This is a genomic window from Streptomyces virginiae (assembly GCF_040638905.1).
Taxonomy (GTDB): Bacteria; Actinomycetota; Actinomycetes; order Streptomycetales; family Streptomycetaceae; genus Streptomyces; species Streptomyces virginiae_B.
Map to the genome: position 1 here is coordinate 333,053 of NZ_JBEZYV010000002.1, position 18,721 is coordinate 351,773.

Sequence of the window (18,721 nt, forward strand, 5' to 3'; positions counted from 1 at the left end):
AGGGGGCGCCGTGAGCGTGCGGGGCTCGGGCGGCGGCGGTGAACGGCACCAATCTGCCGATCTCCGTGGTGATCAGTCCATCTAGACTTTCTTAAACGGGCCGACAGCGCAGCTTCACGAGCGTGTCTCCACGCCTATGCTCCTCCCTTGACGGGGCAGGGAAAAGGGGAGGTGAGGGGCGTGCCGAGTCTGCGCAGCAGGGCGCTTTCGGTCGCCATGGTCGCGGCGGGGCGGCGAAGACGGTTCGCGAGCGCCGAGGCGGTACGGGCCCGGGTGGCGTCGGCGGCCCGCCGGCCCGCGTCGCATCTGCCGCCGCGCCGGCTGGGCCGGGTCGCGGACATCTCCCGGACCTTCGTCGGCGCCTGGCCGGTGTACGACGTGTCCCCGCTGGGGGCCGAGCCGTCGGTGCAGGTGCTGTACGTGCACGGCGGCGGCTACGTGGGCGAGCTGGAGCGGCCGCACTGGGAGCTGGTGCGGACCCTGGTGACGCGGGCCCGGGCGCGTGTCGTCGTACCCGCGTACATCCTGGCTCCGCGTGGAACCGCGGATCGGACCGTCCCGGTGGCCACCGACCTGCTGAGCGGGCTGATCGCGGGCGGCGGTGACGGCGGGACGGTGCTCATCGGCGACTCGGCCGGGGCCGGGCTGGCGCTGGCGGCCGCGCAGCGCCTGCGCGACCGGGACGGCGAGCAGCCTTCACGGATCGTGCTGGTCTCGCCGTGGCTGGACGTGACGATGAGCCATCCGGACCAGGCGGCGATCGAGGTGGCGGATCCTGTGCTGGCCCGTGCGGGGCTGGTCGAGGCCGGGCGGCTGTACGCGGGGACGCTCGCCCCCGAGGACCCCCTGGTGAGCCCGCTGCACGGGACGTTCGGGGGGCTCGCGCCGCTGACGGTCTTCAGCGGGACCCGGGACCTGCTCACGACGGACAGCCGGGAGCTGGTGCGCCGGGCCCGTGCGGAGGGGGCCGAGGTGGAGTTCCACGAGGCGGTGGGGCTTCCGCACGTGTACCCGCTGCTGCCGGTGCCGGAGGGGCGGGCGGCGCGGGACAGGATCGTGGAGCTGGTCAGGTCCGCGGCGGAGCTGTGATGCGGGGCCAGGGGGTGTCCTGTCGATCGGGCCGAGCCCGGCATGATCGGCAGACACCCCCTGAGGGCTGTCCCGTCATCCCCGGTGGATCGGCGCGCGGCGTCGGATGCGGTGCACCGCACGGCGGAGCAGCGTCCTGATACCGGGCCGTATCCGGGCGTTCCGCCAACGCGGCGCGGTGCCGTGGCTGTCGTCGTGCGCCCGCCGGGCATCACGGGACCGCCCTTAGGCCGTACAGGTCATCAACGAGCTGATCGGCCAGGCGCGGTAGGCCGTCCAGTAGGCGTCGTCGCGTACGGGGTCGGCGGGCGGCGTCCGGTTCGGCTGCCAGCCGACGGTGACGAAGCCCGCCTCGACGGCCGCCTCGGCGAGGTCGGCGTGGGCCCATTCGCGGAACTCGAACGGCACGGGCGGCTCGGTCAGGAAGTGCGCCTTCAGCAGCGGCGCGTCGCCGTCGCGGACCCGGTCGAGGATGCGGACCCCGTACGGCGACCAGTCCACCCGCGGGAACGCCCCGGCGTTGGGCACGATGGCGAGCAGTCGGCCGCCGGCGCGCAGGTTGGCGCGGACGGACCGGAACATCGCGTGCAGGGTCCGGCGGTCGGGCGCGTAGCTGAACACGTACGCGGCGGTGGCGAGGTCGAAGGGGCCGAGGTCGGGCAGGCCGGCCGCGTCGGCGACGACGTATTCGACGTCGGGGCGGTCCTTCGTCGCCTCGTGTTCGCGGGCCAGGCGGATCATCTCCTCCGAGACGTCCACGCCGACCGTGCGCCGGGCCCCGCCGCGGGCCAGCAGCCGGGTGTTGTAGCCGTATCCGCAGGCCAGGTCGAGGGCGTCAAGGCCGCGCAGTCCGCCGAGCGCGTCGAGGGCCCCGTGGAGGGTGTAGGTGTCGGCCGCGGAGAAGGCCGCCGTGCTCTTGGACTCCGCGTAACGCTCGCCGATGGTGTCGTACTGGAACCGCATGCTCTGCCTTCCGGGGGCCTGCCGGGGGTGGGACGCGTGCGTATCGTGCCCCGCGGCAGGGGCGGGTGGCCGCCCGCACCCCGTACGTCCCCCGGACGAGGGAAGCGGTCGGCCTATCGCGGCGGCCCGGACCGGTGGGGAGTGTCGTCAAAGTGGCGTCGGCCGCCCGAAGCCCGGCCAGGCGGGACTTTGACGACACGACCTGAGGGCTGTCCCGTCATCCCCGGTGGATCGGCGCGGGACAGCCCTTACGGGTGCGGCTGCGACCGTGTCGTCATGAGTTCACGGGCGCGGCCGCGCAGCCAGGCGTGGGCCGGGTCGGCGTCGTGGCGCGGGTGCCAGGCCATGCCGAAGGGCAGCGCGGGCAGGTCGAGGGGGATCTCGAAGGTCTCCAGACCCAGCGCGGCGGCGAGCGGCACGGCCCGGGCGGTCAGCAGCCCCACGAGGTCGCTCTCGCGCAGGACGAACAGGGAGGTGGGGAAGCTGCCCACGCTGCCCACCACCCGCCGGGACAGCCCCTGTTCGCCGAGGGCGGCGTCCACCGGGCCTTCCAGGCGGCCGCGCCGGGAGGCGATGAGGTGGTCGGCCGCGGCGAAGCGGCGCGCCGTGGGGCGGCCGCGCAGCAGCGGGTGGCCCGGGCGTACGACGGCCACCATCCGCTCGTCGTAGAGGTGCTCGACGCGGACCTCCGGCGAGCGGGTGTCGATGACGCCGAGTTCCAGGTCGGCGACGCCTTCGCGCAGCGCCGGCACCTCCACGTGGCTCTCGGCGAGGAACCGCAGCCGCACGCCGGGCGCCTCGCTGGTCACGCGCCTGAAGAGCGCGGCGCCGGTGACGGCGGTGAAGGCGTCGTTGGCCAGCACGGTGAAGGTGCGGGTGAGGGTGGGCAGGTCCACCTGGCCGCCGCTCAGGAAGAGGGCCCGGGCCCGTTCCACGACCGAGTGGACCTCGCCCCGCACGGCGAGTGCGTGCGGGGTGGGCACCATGACCCGCCCGGCCCGGACCAGGACCGGATCGCCGAGGGCCTTGCGGATCCGGCCGAGGGTGCGGCTCATGGCGGGCTCGGACAGGTGCAGGCGCGCCGCCGCCCGGCTCACGCTCGACTCCTCCAGGAGCACATCGAGGGCGACGAGGAGATTCAGGTCCAGTCCGGATTGCGTCACACGCATGGATCCCTTGCAGAACTTGCACTGGAAAGCAGATCAGGCCAACTCTACGGTGAATCAAGGGGGATGGGCACCGCCCGTCCTGTCCCGACTCCCTCTCGATTCCGACTCCCAGGAGGAGCCGTGCTCCGCCATGCCGTCCCGCGGGACCCGACCGCCGGCCCGCCCGCGGCGTCCCTCTCCCGGCCCGCCCTGCTCGTCCTGTGCGCCTGCGTGCTGACCGCCCAGGCCCTGGTCGCCGCCGTCAACCTGCTGATCCCGCAGCTCGCCGCCTCCGAGCTGCGCCCGGACCCCGGCGAGCTGCTGTGGTCGGTGGACGCCTACGTCGTCGTCTTCGCCGCCCTGCTGATCCCCGCCGGAGCGCTCGGAGACCGCCACGGCCGCAAGGGCGCCCTGCTCGCCGGGCTCGGCCTCTTCGCCGCGGGCGCGGCCGTCAGCGCGCTCGCCACCGTCCCGGCCGTCCTGATCGCCGGGCGCGGCCTGTGCGGCGCCGGCGCGGCCCTGATCATGCCCGCCACGATGTCGGTCCTGATCCACCTGAGTCCGCCGGAGGCCCGCGGCCGGGCCCTGGCGACCTGGACGCTCGCCGTGGGCCTCGGCGGGCTCACGGGCAACGTCGGCGGCGGCCTGGCCGGCGCGTACCTGACCTGGCGGGCCCTGTTCTGGACCGTCGTCCCGCTCGGCGCGCTGCTCGCCCTCGCCGTCGCCCGTACGGTCCCCCGTACTCCCTCGCGGCCCGACGCCGCCGTCGACCCCCTGGGCACGGTGCTGCTCACCGGGGCACTGGTAGCGGTGGTCTACGGGATCATCGAGGGGCCCGGGCACGGCTGGGCCTCGGCCCGTGTGCTGGTCGCCTTCGCCGCGGGCGCGGGCCTCCTCGCCGCTTTCACCGGACACGCGCTGCGCGCCGCCCGCCCGCTGCTGGACCCGCGCATCTTCGCCTCACGGCGGCTGCGCGCCGGGACGCTGGGCATCGGGGCCGGCTTCTTCGGGATGTTCGCGCTCTTCTTCGTCAACGCGCAGTACCTGCAGTACGCGAAGGGGTTCTCCCCGGCCGAGGCCGGTCTCGCGATCGTCCCGCTGACCGTCGGGATGGCTCTGCTGCCCCGGTTCGGCGCGCGACTGGCGGAGCGCACCGGGCCCAGCCTGCCGGTGGGCACCGGGCTCGGCCTGATCGGGGCGGGCCTGCTGCTGGTCTCCACGGCAGACGCGGGCACCCCGTATCCCGTGTACGCGCTCTACCTGCTGGTCCTGTCGGCCGGCGCGGGCCTGTCCGCGCCCTCGCTGACCCTGACGGTGGTCGGTGCGCTGCCCGCTCACCAGGCCGGGCTCGGCTCCGGTCTGAACACGGCGGCCCGGGAGGTCGGCGCCGCCCTCGGCGTGGCCGTGGTGGGCACGGTGCTGGCCTCCCGGTTCCACGGGAACCCGCAGGATCCGGCCGAAGTCGCCGCCTTCACCGAGGCGATGGGCACGGCGCTGCGCACGGTGGCCGTGGTGCTGCTCCTCGCGTCGGCCGCGGTGGTGGCGGGGCTCCGCGGAACGGGCCGGCGCGGCTCCGGACGAGGCCCGCGGGAGCAGGACGTACCGCCTCGCCGCCGGGATGCCGATGCCGCCCCCGAAGGCGCATCCTGACTGTGTGATGGCGAGAGCGGGCAGCGTCGGCGCGGCCACCGACGCCATGGTCCAGGCGCTCGCCCGGGCCGCCGTGAGCGCCGTGGAGGCCGTGGGCGGGTACGCGGGCGGGGTGTACCTGCGCTCGAGCTCCGGCGAGCTCCTGCAGCTGGCCCTGTTCACGGGGCTGCCGCTGCCGCTGTTCCGGCCGTGGTGGCGGATGCAGGTCAACCGGCCCTTTCCGGTCGCCGAGGCCTACCGCTCGGGTCAGGCCGTACACCTCCCCGACGCCGCGTCGGCCATGAGCCGCTTCCCCCAGCTGATCGCCGGGCTGCCCTTCCCCTTCGCCTCGCTGTACGAGCCGGTGACCGCGGGCACGGAGCGTTTCGGCGTGCTGCTGGTACTGCGTCCGGCCACCCCCGGTGTGCCCGTCGGGGCCAGGGACCGCAGGCGGCTCCGGGAGGCCGCGGAGGGGCTGGCACGCGAGCTGTCGGCCCTGTCGGCGGCCGGGGAGCCGGTGGTGTGGGAAGGGGACCCGGTGGCCGTGCCGGCTCTGCCGCCCGAGGCCGAGGCCGGCGCGGCGGGCGCCCGCCGCGCCGTGGACCGGCTCGCGCAGGCGGTGCTCTCCCTGGACCGGCAGGGCCGGATCGGCTTCGTCAACTCCGCGGCGGAGCACCTGCTGGGTGTGGGCGCCGGGCAGCTGCACGGGCGGCTGCTGTGGGAGGCGGTGCCGTGGCTCGGGCACCCCTCGCACGACGACCATTTCCGGGCCGTCTTCATGTCCTCGGAGCCGGCGCACTTCTCCGCCCGGCGCGGCCGGCATCCGCCGGGCGAGTGGCTGTCGGTGGGCCTCTACCCGGCGTCGGACGGCGTGACCGTGACGATCGGCACGGGCGACCCGCCCGCCTACCCGTCCACGGCGGGGGCCGACCCGGGCGGGGGCGTGGACGCGCCGGCCGACCAGGCGTCCGCGCTCTACCGGCCGGTGGCCCTGGCCATCGCCCTGACGGAGGCGGTCACGGCCCGGCAGGTGTCGGCGGTGGTCACCGATGAGCTCCTGCCGGCCTTCGGTGGCCGCCAGCTCGCGATCTACCTGCTCGACGAGCGGCATCTGCACCTGGCCTGGGAGACCGGCTTCCCGCGGGGGTTCCTGAACCGATTCGACGGGGTCGCGCTCGACGTCCGGCTGCCGGGTGTGGAGACGCTGACCACGGGCCGGCCGCTGTTCTTCGAGTCGATGCAGCGGCTGGCCGCCGCCTATCCGGGCATTCCGCTGGACGCCGACGTCGGCGCGCGGGCCTTCCTGCCGCTGATCGCGTCCGGCCGTCCGGTCGGCTCGTGCATCCTCGGCTTCGACTCGCCGCGCGGCTTCAGCCCGGAGGAGCGTACGGTGCTGACCGCGCTGGCCGGGCTGATCGCGCAGGCACTGGCGCGGGCCCGGCGCTACGACAGCGAGGCGGCGCTCGCCCACGGGCTCCAGGCGGCGCTGCTGCCGCACCGGCTGCCGGTGCGGCCGCACGTGGACACCGTCGGCCGCTATCTGCCCGGCTCCGCCGGCATGGACGTCGGCGGCGACTGGTACGACGTCGTGGAGACCGGATCGGGCCGGCTGGCCCTGGTCATCGGCGACGTCCAGGGCCACGGGGTGGCCGCCGCCGCGACCATGGGGCAGCTCCGGAGCGCGGTACGGGCCTTCGCGCTCGCCGGCAGCACGCCGGAGCAGGTGGTGCGCGGCACCAACCGGCTGCTCATCGACCTCGATCCGGGGCAGTTCGCGAGCTGCTGCTACGTGGTGCTCGACCCGGCGTCGGGCTCCGCCCAGGCGGTGCGGGCCGGGCACCCGCAGCCGCTGCTGCGCCGTCCCGACGGCCGGACGGAGGTGCTGGACCTGGCGGGCGGGGTGGTGCTCGGTGTCGACCCGGAGGCCACGTACCCGGTCACGGAGCTCCGGCTGGCGCCGGGCGCGGTGTTCGCCCTGTACACGGACGGGCTGGTGGAGCTGCCCGGCGTCGACATCGACGAGGGGGTGGAGCGGCTGCGGCTGGCGCTGGCGTCGGGACTGCCGGGTCCGCTGACCGAGACCGCCGACCGGCTGATCGGCAACGCCGCCGACCGGCCGGACGACATCGCCCTGCTGCTGGCGTCCCTCACGGGCGGCTGCGAACAGCCCGCACCGCGCTGAGCGACGAGACGCCCCCAGGGGGTGTCGTCAAAGTCCCGCCGACCCCGCCCTTCGGGCGGCCGACGCCACTTTGACGACACTCCCCAAGGACGTTCGAAGGCTTGGAGGATCCCGCCGATAGAGAAGCACAGGGCGCCGCACAGCGTGCCCCAGTTGGCGACTCCGGCGTCGACCAGGCCTCCGGTGGCGGGCCGGGTGAAGGCGGCCAGGGCCGAGACCATGAACAGCACCGATCCGAACTGGTTGACCGCGACGACCCACCAGCCGAGGCTGCGCGAGCGCAGGCAGGGCCACGGGCGGTGGCAGATCTCGACGAAGGCCAGGTGTCCCGAGAGCAGGAAGAGCAGGCATCCGATCACGTCGGGGGTCCAGACCAGCCGGTTGGTCTGCTGTGCGGTGAGTCCCTGGAGGAAGGAGTCCAGGAGGTTGACGCCGAACACGAGCGTCCCGACGAACAGGACGAACGTGCTCAGCCAGTCCAGACGCAACGGCTCGTACCCCCACCACTTCCAGCCGGCGGTGACCAGTCGGCCGCCGCCCTCCGGGGTGTGGCGGGGCCCGTTCAGCACCTGGAGGAGCGAGACGTAGCCGCCGGTGTTGAAGAACAGTCCTCCGCGAAGTAGATCGCGGCGCTCTCGGCCGTGTCGCCCCAGCCGAACTGGGCCACGGCGGCGCCGAGGGCGAAGAGGGCTCCGCCGATGACGAACGCGGTGGAGGCGACGGCGTTGAGCCGCCGCATGCGGCCGAGGGTCTCGGCATCGGCCGTCGGCGTCCTGACGGCCGTCTCGCCCGGGCTGCGGACCGCGAGCGTTCCGCGTCTGCGGGCGGGCCGCGACTCCCACACCACCGTCTGTCCTCCGGGGCGCTGCCAGGTGAGCCGGGTGGTGAAGGGGCCCGCGCCTTCGGCGCGCTGCTGGGGCAGTTCCACGGTCCTCAGCCCGCCTCGGTCGTCCGCTTTTCGATGCCGGCCAGGGTCAGTGCGGTGTTGACCAGGCCGACGTGGCTGAACGCCTGCGGGAAGTTGCCGAGTTGGCGCCCGGAGACGGGGTCGTACTCCTCGGCGAGCAGTCCGACGTCGTTGCACACCGACAGCAGCCGTTCGAAGAGGGCGCGGGCCTCGCCCTCCCGGCCCGTCAGGTGCAGGGCGTCGGCCAGCCAGAACGAGCAGGCGAGGAAGGCGCCTTCGTCGCCGGGCAGCCCGTCGTCGGTGTCGGCGGTGCTGTAGCGGCGGACCAGTCCGCTGCGGCCCAGTTCCGCGCGGACGGCGTCGACGGTGCCGGTGACGCGGGGGTCGTCGGGCGGGAGGAATCCGACCCGGGGGATGAGCAGGGTCGCCGCGTCGAGTTCGCGGGAGCCGTAGTACTGGGTGAAGGTGCCCCGCTCGGGGTCGAACCCCTTGTCGCACACGTCGCGGTGGACGGCGTCGCGCATGGCGCGCCAGCGGTCCACCTCTCCGGGCAGCGAGGGGTCGCTCTCCAGGGTCCGTACGGCCCGGTCCGCGGCCACCCAGGCCATCACCTTGGAGTGCACGAAGTGCCGGCGGGGGCCGCGCACCTCCCAGAGGCCTTCGTCGGGCCGGCGCCAGTTCTTCTCCAGGAAGTCGAGGAGCGCGAGCTGGATCCGCCAGGAGTGGGCTTCGGCGGGCAGCCCGGCGGATCTGGCCATGTGCAGGGAGTCGATGACCTCCCCGTACACGTCGAGCTGGAGCTGGTCGACGGCCGCGTTGCCGACACGGACGGGTGCGGAGGAGGCGTAGCCGCGCAGCCAGGGCAGTTCGCTCTCGGGGATCCGCCGCTCGCCCCCGATCCCGTACATGATCTGGAGGTCGGCGGGGGCGCCGGCGACCGCGCGCAGGAGCCATTCGCGCCAGGCGCGGGCCTCGTCGAGGAAGCCGGTGTTGAGGAGGGAGCCGAGGGTGAGGGTGGCGTCGCGCAGCCAGCAGTAGCGGTAGTCCCAGTTGCGGACGCCGCCGAGCTCCTCGGGCAGGGAGGTGGTGGCGGCGGCGACGATGCCGCCGGTCGGGGCGTAGGTGAGGGCTTTGAGGGTGATCAGGGAGCGGGTGACCGCTTCCTTGAAGGGGCCGTCGTAGCGGCACTGGGAGGCCCACTCGCGCCAGTCGGAGAGGCTGCACTCCAGGGCCTCGAAGGGGTCGATGGGTTCGGGGCGCGGGTCGTGCGACGGGTGCCAGGTCAGGACGAAGGCGACGCGGCGGCCGGCGGTGACGGGGAACTGGGAGCGGGTGCTGTTGGCCTCGCCCCAGGTGCGGACGGGGGGCTCGCTGCGGAACCAGGCGGAGTCGGGTCCGGCGACGGCGACCCGGTCGCCGTCGCTGCGGCGTACCCAGGGCACGACGTGGCCGTAGTCGAAGCGCAGGCGCAGGGTGCTGAGCATCCTGACGGTGCCGCTGATGCCTTCGACGATGCGGACGACGTCGGGGGCGACGTCGCGCTGTGGCATGAAGTCGATGACCTTGACGGTGCCGGTCTCGGTCTCCCAGTACGACTCCAGGACCAGTGAGCCGTCGACGTAGGCGCGGCGGGTGCAGCGCTCGCCGTCGGCGGCGCCGAGGGGGGCGATGCGCCAGTGGCCGTTCTCCTCGTCACCGAGGAGCTTGGCGAAGCAGGCCGCCGAGTCGAAGCGCGGCAGGCACAGCCAGTCGATGGACCCGTCGCGACCGACGAGCCCGCTGGTCATGAGGTCGCCGATGAGTGCGTAGTCCTCGATGGGTTGTGTCATTTGAGCGCTCTTCCCCTGAATGTCAGGGGCCAATCAGCTCGAGCCCGGGACACCCCCGGGCGCAGCTCCAGGGGGTGTCCGGCCTGACCGGTGAGACCGCCGGTTCCGCACGAGGAGCATGACGGGGGTGTGTCTTTCGGATCTTGTCGGCCCTGCAAGACGCGAAAGACGCGCCTCAGTTGCGTACGAGGAGCATGACGGCGGCGAGGACGACACCGAGGGCGAGGGCGAGGGCTCCGTGGGCGAGGCGGTGGGCGCGCAGGACCGGGAGGAAGCCGTCGACAGCGTACCGGCCGGGGCCGGTGAGGGCGAGGGCCGCGGCGCCCGCGGTCAGCAGGAGTTCGTACTCGATGCCTGCGGGGGCGAAGAAGGCGCCCGTGCCGTGGACGGCGATGGCGTTGATCAGGGTACCGACGACCGCGGCGCCGGCGAGCGGGGTGAGGAGGCCCGCGGTGAGGCCGAGGCCGCCGAGGGTCTCGGTCAGGCCGGCGAGGACGGCCATGGCGTCACCGGCGGGGTAGCCGCTCGCGGTGAAGAACTGGCCGGTGCCGCTGATGCCGCCGCCGCCGAACCAGCCGAAGAGCTTCTGGGCGCCGTGTCCGGCCATGGTGAGGCCGAGGACGAGGCGCAGGAGCAGCAGGCCGGTGTCCTGGCCGCGGGTGGAGGGGGCGGCGGGCCGGGACGGTGCGGCGTCCGCGGCGGCCTGCGGCTTCGCGGCGGTGGTGGAGGGGCTGGTCATCGTGGGGTCCTTCCGGTCGTGCGGCCCGGGGAGACAGGCGAAAGTTGTTCAAATTCGAACCGCTGACCTGGACCCTAACCGGTGATTCAAATTCGAACAACCCGTGTAGGGTGGGGCCATGGCTGAACCGAGATGGCTGGACGAGCGCGAGATGCGCGCCTGGAACGGCTTCCTGGCCGCCTCGGCCCTGGTCAACCGGCGCCTCGACCAGCAGCTCAAGGACGAGGCGGGGCTCTCGCACCCGCAGTACGAGATCCTCGTGCGGCTCGCCGCGGCCCCCGGGCGGGAGCTGCGGATGACCGAGCTCGCCAACGGCCTGCTCAATTCCAAGAGCGGGCTGACGTACCAGGTCACCCAGATGGAAAAGGCCGGGCTGGTCCGCCGCCGCAGCTGCCCCTCGGACGTGCGCGGGGTCTTCGCCGTGCTCACCGACGCCGGCAGCGCGAAGTTGGAGGAGGCCGCGCCGGGCCACGTGGCCGCGGTCCGGGAGGTCCTGGTCGACGTTCTGACCCCGGAGCAGCTCGACGCGCTCGCCGAGGGGCTGGGCGAGGTCGGACGCCGCCTGCGCGGGCAGGGCGCCTGAGCGGCCCCGGCCGCCGGGCAGGTATCACCACCCGAAATCGGGGTATAGGGGCGCCATGGACGGAAAGGTCTGGCTCATTGTCGGCACGGTCCTCACGGTGGGGGTCGCCATCGCCGCGGCCGTGCTGTTCGTACGCGTGCTCAGGGCGCGGCGGCTGCTGACCGACGCGGGCATCCCGCTGCAGGACAAGGCCCTGTTCTGGGCCGCCCTGATCTACACCGTCTCGCCCGTGGACCTGATTCCGGACCCGGTGTACCTGGATGACATCGGGATCCTGATGCTGGCGCTGCGCTCCCTGCACGCGGCGGCAGCGGCCGCACGCCCGTCGAAGGAGCCGGGCGTCGACGTCCGGTCCCGCGTCTGACCCGGTTTCCGCCCGCTCAGAACGTGCTGGTCGACCAGGACCGGGTTGCCGTCCGGGTCGAGGACGAGGAAGCTGCCGGGCCCCGATCCGGAATCGTCGGCCTGCGTCAGGAACTCGGGAACTCCAGGCCGCGCACCTTCAGCTGCCTCTGAAGTTCCCGCACGTCCGTGAAGGAGCCGACGGAGGCCGCGGAGGCCGTGCCAGGGTCGCAACCGCGACGGCGTCGGGGCTCCGCCCTGGGTCACGCGGGCTCCGCCCTGCGGTCAGCGCACGCCCCGGGTCCGGAACTGGATGCTGATGCGGGGCCCGACGGCCCGCGCGGACTTCGGTACGGCGTGTTCCATCGTCCGCTGGCAGGAACCGCCCATGACCACGAGGTCGCCGTGGCCGAGCGGTAGCCGCAGCAGGGTGGCCCCGCCGTCGCGGGGACGGATGGCCAGGTCGCGCGGGTCGCCGACGGAGACGATGGCGACCATGGTGTCCTCGGTGGAGGAACGGCCGGTCCGGTCGCCGTGCCAGGCGACGCTGTCCCGGCCGTCGCGGTACAGGCACAGCCCGGCGGTGGTGAACGGTTCGCCCAGCTCGGCGGCGTAGTGGGCGCCCAGCGCATCACGGGCCTCCACGAGCGAGGGGTGTGGCAGGTCGTCGTCCTCGCCGTAGAAGGCGAGCAGCCGGGGCACCTCCACCTCCCGCTCGTACATCTGCCGCCGCTCGGCGCGCCAGGGCACGTCGGCGGCCAGCCGCTCGAAGAGCTCGTCGGCACCGCGCAGCCAGCCGGGCAGCTGGTCCACCCAGGCCCCGGCGCCGAGCTCGGTCCGGCGCAGACCGTCGAGGGGGCCGAGACCGATCTCGTCTCCCTGGTCGAAGAGGGAACCCTGGAGGCCCTGGACTACGTGCATGCCCCCAGCCTAGACCCATAACCGAACAGGTGCACGAATTCCGTGTGTGCGTCCCGGGTCTCCCCCGCCCCGGCCGTCAGAGCGGCCGGTCGCGGCGCGTACGGCGGGACGGCCGGGTGAGGAGCGTGACGGCGAGCGAGGCCGCGGCGGCGAGGGCGATCGCCGTACCGGGGCCGAGGCACTGGGCCAGGCCGCCGGCGATCGCGGCGCCCAGACCCTGCCAGGTCATCCGCCCCGCCGACTCGACCCCCTGCACCTGCCCGCGGATCGCTTCGGGGGTGAGTTCCAGGAGCTGTTCCTGGAGGGGCAGGGTGGCTGCGAATCCTGCACTGGCGAGGAACACCGCGACCGCCAGGACGGGAGCGGGCGGGTGGGCCGCGAAGAGCAGGAAGGGAGCGGCGAGCAGCAGCCGCAGGGTGGAGGCGTGGCGGCGGCGGCCCGCGGCGGTGAGCAGCCTGCCGACGGCCAGGTCGCCGAGGAGCATGCCGGCGGATCCGGCGGCCAGGAAGGTCCCGGCGTGGCCGGGGTCGTAGGAGATGAAGAGGGCCTCGCAGCCGACGATCAGGCCGTTGGGAACCCACAGGGCCAGCAGCAGCGCCCGCCGGCGGGGGTGGGAGAACAGCTCGGCGTTCGTCCGCCAGGTCTGCCGCAGGCCCGGTCGGCGGGTTGGCCGGACCGAGTGCTCGCGGACGGTGGCCGCGACCACGGCCGCACCGAGGGCGGTCAGGCAGGCGGCGATGACGAAGACGTCCCGCGGGCTCGCGTACCGCAGCAGTACGGCGCCGACGGCGTAGCCGAGGATCGCCGTACCGCCCGAGGTGATGTTCATCAGGGAACGGGCCGGCGCGTAGGCGGACACCGGCACGACCTCGGACAGCAGCCCGAGCCGGGCGCCCGTTCCCAGGGACTGGAAGAAGCCGAGGAGCAGCAGCAGGGCGAACCGAACGGCCAGCGGCAGTCCCGGGAGCGCCTGCGCGGCGACCCCGGCCAGCGAGGCGAGTTGGAGCAGGACGACGGTCCGGCGCGGTCGCCCGCCGTCCGCGATCGACATCAGCGTCAGCGCGCCGAGGACGGTCGCGAAGGTGGCGCCGTACATGCTCACGGCCGTCAGGAAGGGCGAACCGGTCTGCTCGTCGACGAGCGTGCCGAGCGCGAAGCCCGAGAGGGTGCTCGCCGCGACCGTCAGGGTCAAGCCGGCGTACAGGCCGGTGAACTCCCTGTTGCGCAGCAGGCCGAGATAGCCGGTGGAGGTGGGGAGCGGGTCGGGCACGGGGGCCGCGGCGCGGCCGGAGGAAGGCCTCGGATCTGAGGGGGAAGCGGACCGGGAAGTAGGGTTTGAAGGCATGAAAAAAGCCTCCGGACGCATGCACGGGGCACGCACGCCGAAGGCCAACGCCCTTAATTCTAGCAGGACTCCCGGGCCGTTCGCGGCGCATCACGGTTCCCCGAACCGCCCCGAAACGGCATTACTACAGCGTAACTGTGTGATCAGGGACTCACGGTCTTGGCCGCGGGCCCGCCGCACGGTAGCGTCACGGCGACATTTCCACATAGCGACGACGGCGAGACGGAAGACCGGTGTGAATCCGGCATGGTCGCGCCACTGTGTGCTGCGGTGACCTCCCCCCGGGGGTCGTCGCGGCGAGTCAGACCCGAGGACCGTCGTCCTGCACCACCGTATGGGACGCGTTGTTCCCCAAGGAGGTTCCATCATGGCCGAGGCTTTCGCTTCCGCTGCCGTATCCACCCCCGCCGTTTCGCCGTCGGCTCCGCTGCCCGTGCGCGCCGTCCTGCCCTGGGCGGTCTTCGTCGGCCTCCTGATGCTGGTGGCCCTCTACTTCGTCGGAGCCGAGCAGGGCGCCACCGCCGTGTTCGCCGGCGAGGGCGTGCACGAGTGGGTGCACGACGGTCGCCACCTGCTCGGCTTCCCCTGCCACTGAGAGGCCGCGCCCATGTACGCCTCTACTGTCAGAGGTCTGCTGGTCCGCGGCATGCTCGCGGGCCTGATAGCCGGACTCTTCGCCTTCGCGGTCGCCTACGTGGTGGGTGAGCCGCCGGTTCGGGGTTCCATCGCGGTGGAGGAGGCCGCCGCCGCCCAGGACGCAGCGAGCGCCCCGAGCGGCCACGCCGGGCACGGTGGTGACGCCGCGTCGGGCGGGGCCGCCGAGGAGGAGGAAGAACTCGTCAGCCGGCCGGTCCAGTCGACCGTCGGCCTGGCCACCGGCGTGCTGGTCTACGGGGTCGCGCTGGGCGGCATCGCCTCCCTCGCGTTCTCGTTCGCCCTCGGCCGCGTCGGCGGGTTCAGCCCGCGGGCGACGGCCGCGCTCACCGGTGCGGGCGCGTTCGGCCTGGTCTACCTGGTGCCGTTCCTCAAGTACCCGGCCACCCCGCCGGCGGTCGGCAACCCGGACACGATCGGGCAGCGCACCACGCTGTTCTTCCTGATGATCCTGCTGAGCGTGCTGCTCGGCGTCGGCGCGATCATCCTCGGGCGACGGCTGGCACCGCGCCTGGGCAACTGGAACGCGTCGCTGACCGCGGCCGGCGGCTTCGTCACCGCCACCGCCCTGGCGTTCGTGTTCCTGCCGGACAACAGCGACGCGGTCCAGCCCGGGTTCCCCGCCGCCCTGCTGTGGGAGTTCCGGATCGCTTCGCTGGCCGTCCAGCTCGTTTTGTGGACGGTGTTCGCCGTCGTCTTCGGCGTCCTGGCCCAGCGGCTCCTGGCCTCGCGCACCGGCGGCGCGGAAGTGACGGCCCGGCAGCAGGCGCCCGCCCTCGGTTGATCGACCGCCACGTCCGCGCACGGGCCCCGCGACCCCTCGGGGGCGCCGGGGCCCGTGCGCGTCCGCATGTGTGCGCTCGCGCGCACGCTTCGGCCCACGTCGCCATGCGGGACACCCAGCCCGCCGACCGGCCCGCGATCATGCGTGAGCACCGGAACATGTGGCAGATGCGCGAGCGCAACCAGCCCTACGGGACGGTCGAGCGGAGGTGACGGGTGGCCCCGAGCCACCGCACGGTGGGCACGCCCCGGGCCACCTGCGGGGTCAGGCCGCCGCCGGCTGGTCCGCTCGGGCGGCGGCAGCGGGCTCCGCCGTGCTGAGGCGTCGTACGCCGTGGGTGGTGGCGAGCCTGGCGATCAGCAGGCAGTACGCCGGTGCCGCGACGAGCTCGAGGACGAGTGCCTCCCACGGGGCGTCCGCGGCGTTGCCCGACTCCGCCAGCTGCCCCAGGGCGACGGTGATGCCGTAGGCGGTGACGTTGTTCGCGACGTGCACCGCGATGGCGGCTTCGAGGCCCCCCGTGCGGACGGTCAGCCATCCCCACCACAGGGCGGAGTAGAAGAGCAGGGCGAACCCCGACACCTCGCCGAAGCCGTGGGCGACGGCGAAGAGGGCGGACGCGAGGACGATGCCGGTCCAGGGGGACTTGAGGAAGCCGCCGAAGAACTGGGTGATCCAGCCCCGGAAGACGAACTCCTCGGCGGCGGCCTGGAACGGGATCAGCGCCCACAGCACGACGAGTCCGAGTGCGAACTCGGACCAGCCGGGGAAGTCGCCCGCGAGGCTCTCCTCGCCGTCGGTGAGGTAGCCCCACAGGGCCAGCCCGCCCATCTGGAGCACGATCAGGGGGAAGGCGACCGCCGAGCAGCGGGCCAGCCAGCCCCAGCGCAACCTCCCGAGGACGGAGGCCACGGTGCCGGCGGGGCGGCTGCCGCACCAGCGGACCGCGAGCATCACGACCGGTATGCCCGTGGCTATGGAAAGCAGGGCGAGCGCCTCGTCGGCGAGCGGATCCGCCAGGATGCGGTCGCCGTCCCCGGGGGCGAAGTCGAGGCCCAGCACGTACCAGACGAGGGCGCCGAACGCGATCACCAGCAGCGGTGCGGCCAGGTTGCCGACGAAGACGAGGAGGAACTCCCCGACGCGCTGCGGGGCCTTCTGGCGGCCGTTGCGGGCCTGCTCGTGGTAGGCGCTTCCGCCCGGCGCGGCCTCCGTGCGCGGCTGCCGCACGGCGGGTGCACCGAACGGCGGACCGCCCTGGGGGGTGGGCGGCCACCCTTGCGCCGGCGCGGGCCATTGCGGAGCGCTTCCGGCCGGCGCGGCCCAGACGTTCGGCGGGGGCGTATCTGACACTGCGGGACCCTTTCCGTCACGGCCGATCACCCGCCCATTCGATCACGTGATCGCCCTGCGGCTCAGCCGGATTCCGTGTGGGGTTGCACCGGGGCCCGGCCGGGCGGGCAGGGGCAGGGAGAACCAGACGGCCTTGCCCTCGGCCGTCGGGAGGGTCCCCCAGGAGGCGGCGAGGGAGTCGACGAGGAGCAGGCCGCGGCCGGATTCCGCGTCGGGTTCGGCGAAGCGGGCCTGCGGCAGGACCGGGCTGCCGTCGCACACCTCGACGCTGAGTTCACGGCCGGCCTGGCGCAGTCGGAGGCGGACGGGGCCGCGGCTGTGGTTCACCGCGTTGGAGAGCAGCTCGGAGGTGAGCAGGCAGGCGGTGTCGCGGAGTTGTTCGTCGTCCCTGCCCCACTGGGCCAGGGTGGAGCGCAGGAACCTCCGCCCGGCACCGACGCTGCTCGGTTCCGCGGCGAGGAGCATGCTCTGCGAGGTCACCGGTGTGTCGGGGATGCGGACGAGCAGGAGGGTGACGTCGTCGGGGTTGTCGTCGGCGTCGGGCAGCAGTTCGGCCAGCAGCCGGTCCGCGGCCGCCTCCAGGCCGTCCGTCGTCGCGACGGCCTTCTCCAACGCCGCCGCCAGCCCGTCCACCTGGCCCTCGATGTCGCTGTCGGGCGTCTCGACCAGGCCGTCCGTGTAGAGCGCGAGGACCGAGCCGGGCTCCACGGTGTGCCGGGTCTCGTGGTGGGGCACTTCCCCCACCCCCAGCGGCACGCTCACCTCGACGGGCAGCCGGCCGACCTCGCCGCCCGGGGCGACGAGGAGGACCGGCAGGTGTCCGGCGGAGCACATGGTGATCTCGGCCGCATCGGCGTCGATGACCAGGTAGCAGCAGGTGACGAACTGGTCCGGCAGTTCGCTGACGACCGCGTCCAGGGCGCGCATGAGCTGCCAGGGCGGCATCCCGGTCTTGGCCAGTGCGTGGGAGGCGGATCGGAGCTGGCCCATGACGGCGGCGGCGTCCAGGCCGCGCCCCATCACGTCGCCGACCATCCCGCCGACGCGTCCGCCCCCCAGCGGGATGAGGTCGAACCAGTCACCGCCCACCCCGGCCCCCTGCCGGGCCGGGAAGTACCGGCTCGCCGTGGGCATTCCCGGTACGTCGGGCGGGGATCCCATGAGGCTGCGCTGGAGGGTGAGCGCGACGTGGCGCTGCTGCTCGTAGAGCTTCGCGAGCATCTCCTCGGCGGACTTGCGCTCGGTGACGTCGCGGATGGCCGCGGAGACCAGGGTGCCGTCGGGGGTCTCCAGCGGGCTCAGGCTGATCTCGACCGGGAACTCGCCGCCGTCGCGGTGCAGGCCGTACAGCTCCAGGCCCGCGCCCATGGGGCGGGCCTTGCGGTTGACGAAGTAGCCGTGCCGGAAGCCGGAGTGGTGCCCGCGGAACCGTTCCGGGACGAGCACCTCGACCGGTCTTCCCAGCAGGTCCTCGCGGGCGTACCCGAAAACGGCCTCGGTCTGCGCGTTGACGAGCTGGATCGCGCCCCGCTCGTCGACGATCACCATCGCGTCCGGCGCAGCCTCCAGCAGCGCCCGGAAGCGTTCCTCGGCGGCCCTGCGCTCGCTCACGTCGCGTACGGCCGCCGAGATCAGCAGGCCATCCGGGGTCTCCAGCGGACTCAGGCTGATCTCCACGGGGAATTCGCGCCCGTCCCGGCGCAGGCCGTAGAGCACCAGGCCCGCGCCCATCGGGCGGACCTGGCGGCTGGCCGCATAGCCGAGCCGGTGGCCCGGGTGCTGGCCGCGGAACCGCTCGGGGACGAGGACCTCGATGTGCCGGCCCAGGAGTTCCCGACGGGGGTGGCCGAACAGGGCCTCGGTCTGCGCGTTCACCAGCCGGATCACCCCGGCGTCGTCCACGATCACCATCGCGTCCGGTGCCGCTTCCAGCAGAGCCCTGAAGGGCTCTTCAGTCGTCGCTGCCACGCTGCGCCTCGCACTCGTCGAATCCCGCAGAAGCAGACATCCGACCACGTGGCTGAATCTCGCGCTTCCGGTTGACCGCATGCGGCGGCAATTGACCGATTCTGCGTGCCGGGCGCCCCTGGGGCCGCGCGGGGTCGGCACGGTCGGACCCGTACGGACGGCGGAGCCCCAAGGGCTGGACGGCCCAGGGGGTCTCTTGTCGTCGTGGATCGCAAGGCGGAGGAGGGGGCGACGCGCAGCGCCGTCGAGCGCGGACACGCGGCGAGGCACGGCGGCAGACGCCGC

The 18,721-nt window shown here is 73.7% G+C and carries 15 protein-coding genes and 1 pseudogene; 7 read left to right on the forward strand and 9 right to left on the reverse strand.

The window, feature by feature from the left end; all coding sequences use genetic code 11:
- Positions 1-180 precede the first annotated feature (180 nt).
- Complete coding sequence (locus AB0F82_RS05030; RefSeq protein WP_362624148.1) at positions 181-1,089, forward strand: alpha/beta hydrolase; 909 nt, start codon at positions 181-183, stop codon at positions 1,087-1,089.
- A gap of 225 nt (positions 1,090-1,314) precedes the next feature.
- Here the strand turns inward: AB0F82_RS05030 and AB0F82_RS05035 are convergent, their stop codons facing one another.
- Together AB0F82_RS05035 and AB0F82_RS05040 are read right to left on the reverse strand one after the other, a co-directional pair.
- Positions 1,315-2,052, reverse strand: coding sequence for a class I SAM-dependent methyltransferase (locus AB0F82_RS05035; protein ID WP_356813403.1), 738 nt, complete (start codon positions 2,050-2,052; stop codon positions 1,315-1,317).
- A gap of 248 nt (positions 2,053-2,300) precedes the next feature.
- Positions 2,301-3,221 carry a LysR family transcriptional regulator gene (locus tag AB0F82_RS05040; protein ID WP_362624150.1) on the reverse strand — a complete coding sequence of 307 codons (921 nt, stop codon included), beginning with the start codon at positions 3,219-3,221 and terminating at the stop codon, positions 2,301-2,303.
- Positions 3,222-3,284: 63 nt separating this feature from the next.
- Here AB0F82_RS05040 and AB0F82_RS05045 point away from each other — a divergent pair, with 63 nt between their 5' ends.
- The gene (locus AB0F82_RS05045) at positions 3,285-4,850 is read left to right on the forward strand and encodes an MFS transporter (RefSeq protein WP_436842036.1); all 1,566 of its coding nucleotides are present in this window, start codon (positions 3,285-3,287) and stop codon (positions 4,848-4,850) included.
- Positions 4,851-4,896: 46 nt separating this feature from the next.
- Positions 4,897-7,011: a SpoIIE family protein phosphatase gene (locus AB0F82_RS05050; RefSeq protein ID WP_436842046.1), complete on the forward strand. Its 2,115-nt coding sequence runs from the start codon at positions 4,897-4,899 to the stop codon at positions 7,009-7,011.
- Positions 7,012-7,097: 86 nt separating this feature from the next.
- Here AB0F82_RS05050 and AB0F82_RS05055 read toward each other — a convergent pair.
- The 3 genes and pseudogenes from AB0F82_RS05055 to AB0F82_RS05065 form a co-directional block, all read right to left on the reverse strand.
- Positions 7,098-7,939 (reverse strand): annotated as a pseudogene (locus AB0F82_RS05055) (hypothetical protein); the annotation flags it as partial.
- Between the two features lie 5 nt (positions 7,940-7,944).
- Entirely contained in the window at positions 7,945-9,747 is a 1,803-nt protein-coding gene (locus AB0F82_RS05060; protein ID WP_362624154.1) for a glycoside hydrolase family 15 protein, read from the reverse strand.
- Between the two features lie 175 nt (positions 9,748-9,922).
- Positions 9,923-10,486, reverse strand: coding sequence for a DoxX family protein (locus AB0F82_RS05065; protein WP_362624156.1), 564 nt, complete (start codon positions 10,484-10,486; stop codon positions 9,923-9,925).
- Positions 10,487-10,604: 118 nt separating this feature from the next.
- On the opposite strand from AB0F82_RS05065, the gene AB0F82_RS05070 reads away from it, so the two are divergent.
- Positions 10,605-11,069 carry a MarR family winged helix-turn-helix transcriptional regulator gene (locus AB0F82_RS05070; RefSeq protein ID WP_356812260.1) on the forward strand — a complete coding sequence of 155 codons (465 nt, stop codon included), beginning with the start codon at positions 10,605-10,607 and terminating at the stop codon, positions 11,067-11,069.
- A gap of 55 nt (positions 11,070-11,124) precedes the next feature.
- The gene (locus AB0F82_RS05075) at positions 11,125-11,433 is read left to right on the forward strand and encodes a YkvA family protein (protein ID WP_356812261.1); all 309 of its coding nucleotides are present in this window, start codon (positions 11,125-11,127) and stop codon (positions 11,431-11,433) included.
- 263 nt (positions 11,434-11,696) lie between these two features.
- Here the strand turns inward: AB0F82_RS05075 and AB0F82_RS05080 are convergent, their stop codons facing one another.
- Together AB0F82_RS05080 and AB0F82_RS05085 are read right to left on the reverse strand one after the other, a co-directional pair.
- On the reverse strand, positions 11,697-12,332 hold the full coding sequence (locus AB0F82_RS05080; protein WP_356812262.1) for an alpha-ketoglutarate-dependent dioxygenase AlkB: 636 nt from the start codon (positions 12,330-12,332) through the stop codon (positions 11,697-11,699).
- A 76-nt stretch (positions 12,333-12,408) separates the two neighbouring features.
- Entirely contained in the window at positions 12,409-13,602 is a 1,194-nt protein-coding gene (locus tag AB0F82_RS05085) for an MFS transporter (protein WP_362624159.1), read from the reverse strand.
- A 442-nt stretch (positions 13,603-14,044) separates the two neighbouring features.
- Between AB0F82_RS05085 and AB0F82_RS05090 the strand changes: the two genes are divergently transcribed.
- Both AB0F82_RS05090 and AB0F82_RS05095 read left to right on the forward strand, forming a co-directional pair.
- Entirely contained in the window at positions 14,045-14,272 is a 228-nt protein-coding gene (locus AB0F82_RS05090) for a CbtB domain-containing protein (RefSeq protein ID WP_356812264.1), read from the forward strand.
- 12 nt (positions 14,273-14,284) lie between these two features.
- A complete protein-coding gene (locus AB0F82_RS05095) occupies positions 14,285-15,115 on the forward strand; it encodes a CbtA family protein (protein ID WP_356812265.1) in 831 nt (276 codons plus the stop codon).
- A gap of 264 nt (positions 15,116-15,379) precedes the next feature.
- Here the strand turns inward: AB0F82_RS05095 and AB0F82_RS05100 are convergent, their stop codons facing one another.
- The gene (locus AB0F82_RS05100) at positions 15,380-16,345 is read right to left on the reverse strand and encodes a CPBP family intramembrane glutamic endopeptidase (RefSeq protein WP_362624161.1); all 966 of its coding nucleotides are present in this window, start codon (positions 16,343-16,345) and stop codon (positions 15,380-15,382) included.
- Positions 16,346-16,510: 165 nt separating this feature from the next.
- Entirely contained in the window at positions 16,511-18,436 is a 1,926-nt protein-coding gene (locus tag AB0F82_RS05105) for a PAS domain S-box protein (RefSeq protein WP_362624163.1), read from the reverse strand.
- Positions 18,437-18,721 lie beyond the last annotated feature (285 nt).

Bases quoted from the DNA above. Each gene is read 5' to 3' on its own strand.
- AB0F82_RS05060 (WP_362624154.1), bottom strand. From the start codon at position 9,747: ATGACACAACCCATCGAGGACTACGCACTCATCGGCGACCTCATGACC.
- AB0F82_RS05080 (WP_356812262.1), bottom strand. From the start codon at position 12,332: ATGCACGTAGTCCAGGGCCTCCAGGGTTCCCTCTTCGACCAGGGAGAC.
- AB0F82_RS05095 (WP_356812265.1), top strand. From the start codon at position 14,285: ATGTACGCCTCTACTGTCAGAGGTCTGCTGGTCCGCGGCATGCTCGCG.
- AB0F82_RS05070 (WP_356812260.1), top strand. From the start codon at position 10,605: ATGGCTGAACCGAGATGGCTGGACGAGCGCGAGATGCGCGCCTGGAAC.
- AB0F82_RS05040 (WP_362624150.1), bottom strand. From the start codon at position 3,221: ATGCGTGTGACGCAATCCGGACTGGACCTGAATCTCCTCGTCGCCCTC.
- AB0F82_RS05090 (WP_356812264.1), top strand. From the start codon at position 14,045: ATGGCCGAGGCTTTCGCTTCCGCTGCCGTATCCACCCCCGCCGTTTCG.
- AB0F82_RS05075 (WP_356812261.1), top strand. From the start codon at position 11,125: ATGGACGGAAAGGTCTGGCTCATTGTCGGCACGGTCCTCACGGTGGGG.
- AB0F82_RS05045 (WP_436842036.1), top strand. From the start codon at position 3,285: ATGGGCACCGCCCGTCCTGTCCCGACTCCCTCTCGATTCCGACTCCCA.
- AB0F82_RS05065 (WP_362624156.1), bottom strand. From the start codon at position 10,486: ATGACCAGCCCCTCCACCACCGCCGCGAAGCCGCAGGCCGCCGCGGAC.
- AB0F82_RS05050 (WP_436842046.1), top strand. From the start codon at position 4,897: ATGGTCCAGGCGCTCGCCCGGGCCGCCGTGAGCGCCGTGGAGGCCGTG.
- AB0F82_RS05035 (WP_356813403.1), bottom strand. From the start codon at position 2,052: ATGCGGTTCCAGTACGACACCATCGGCGAGCGTTACGCGGAGTCCAAG.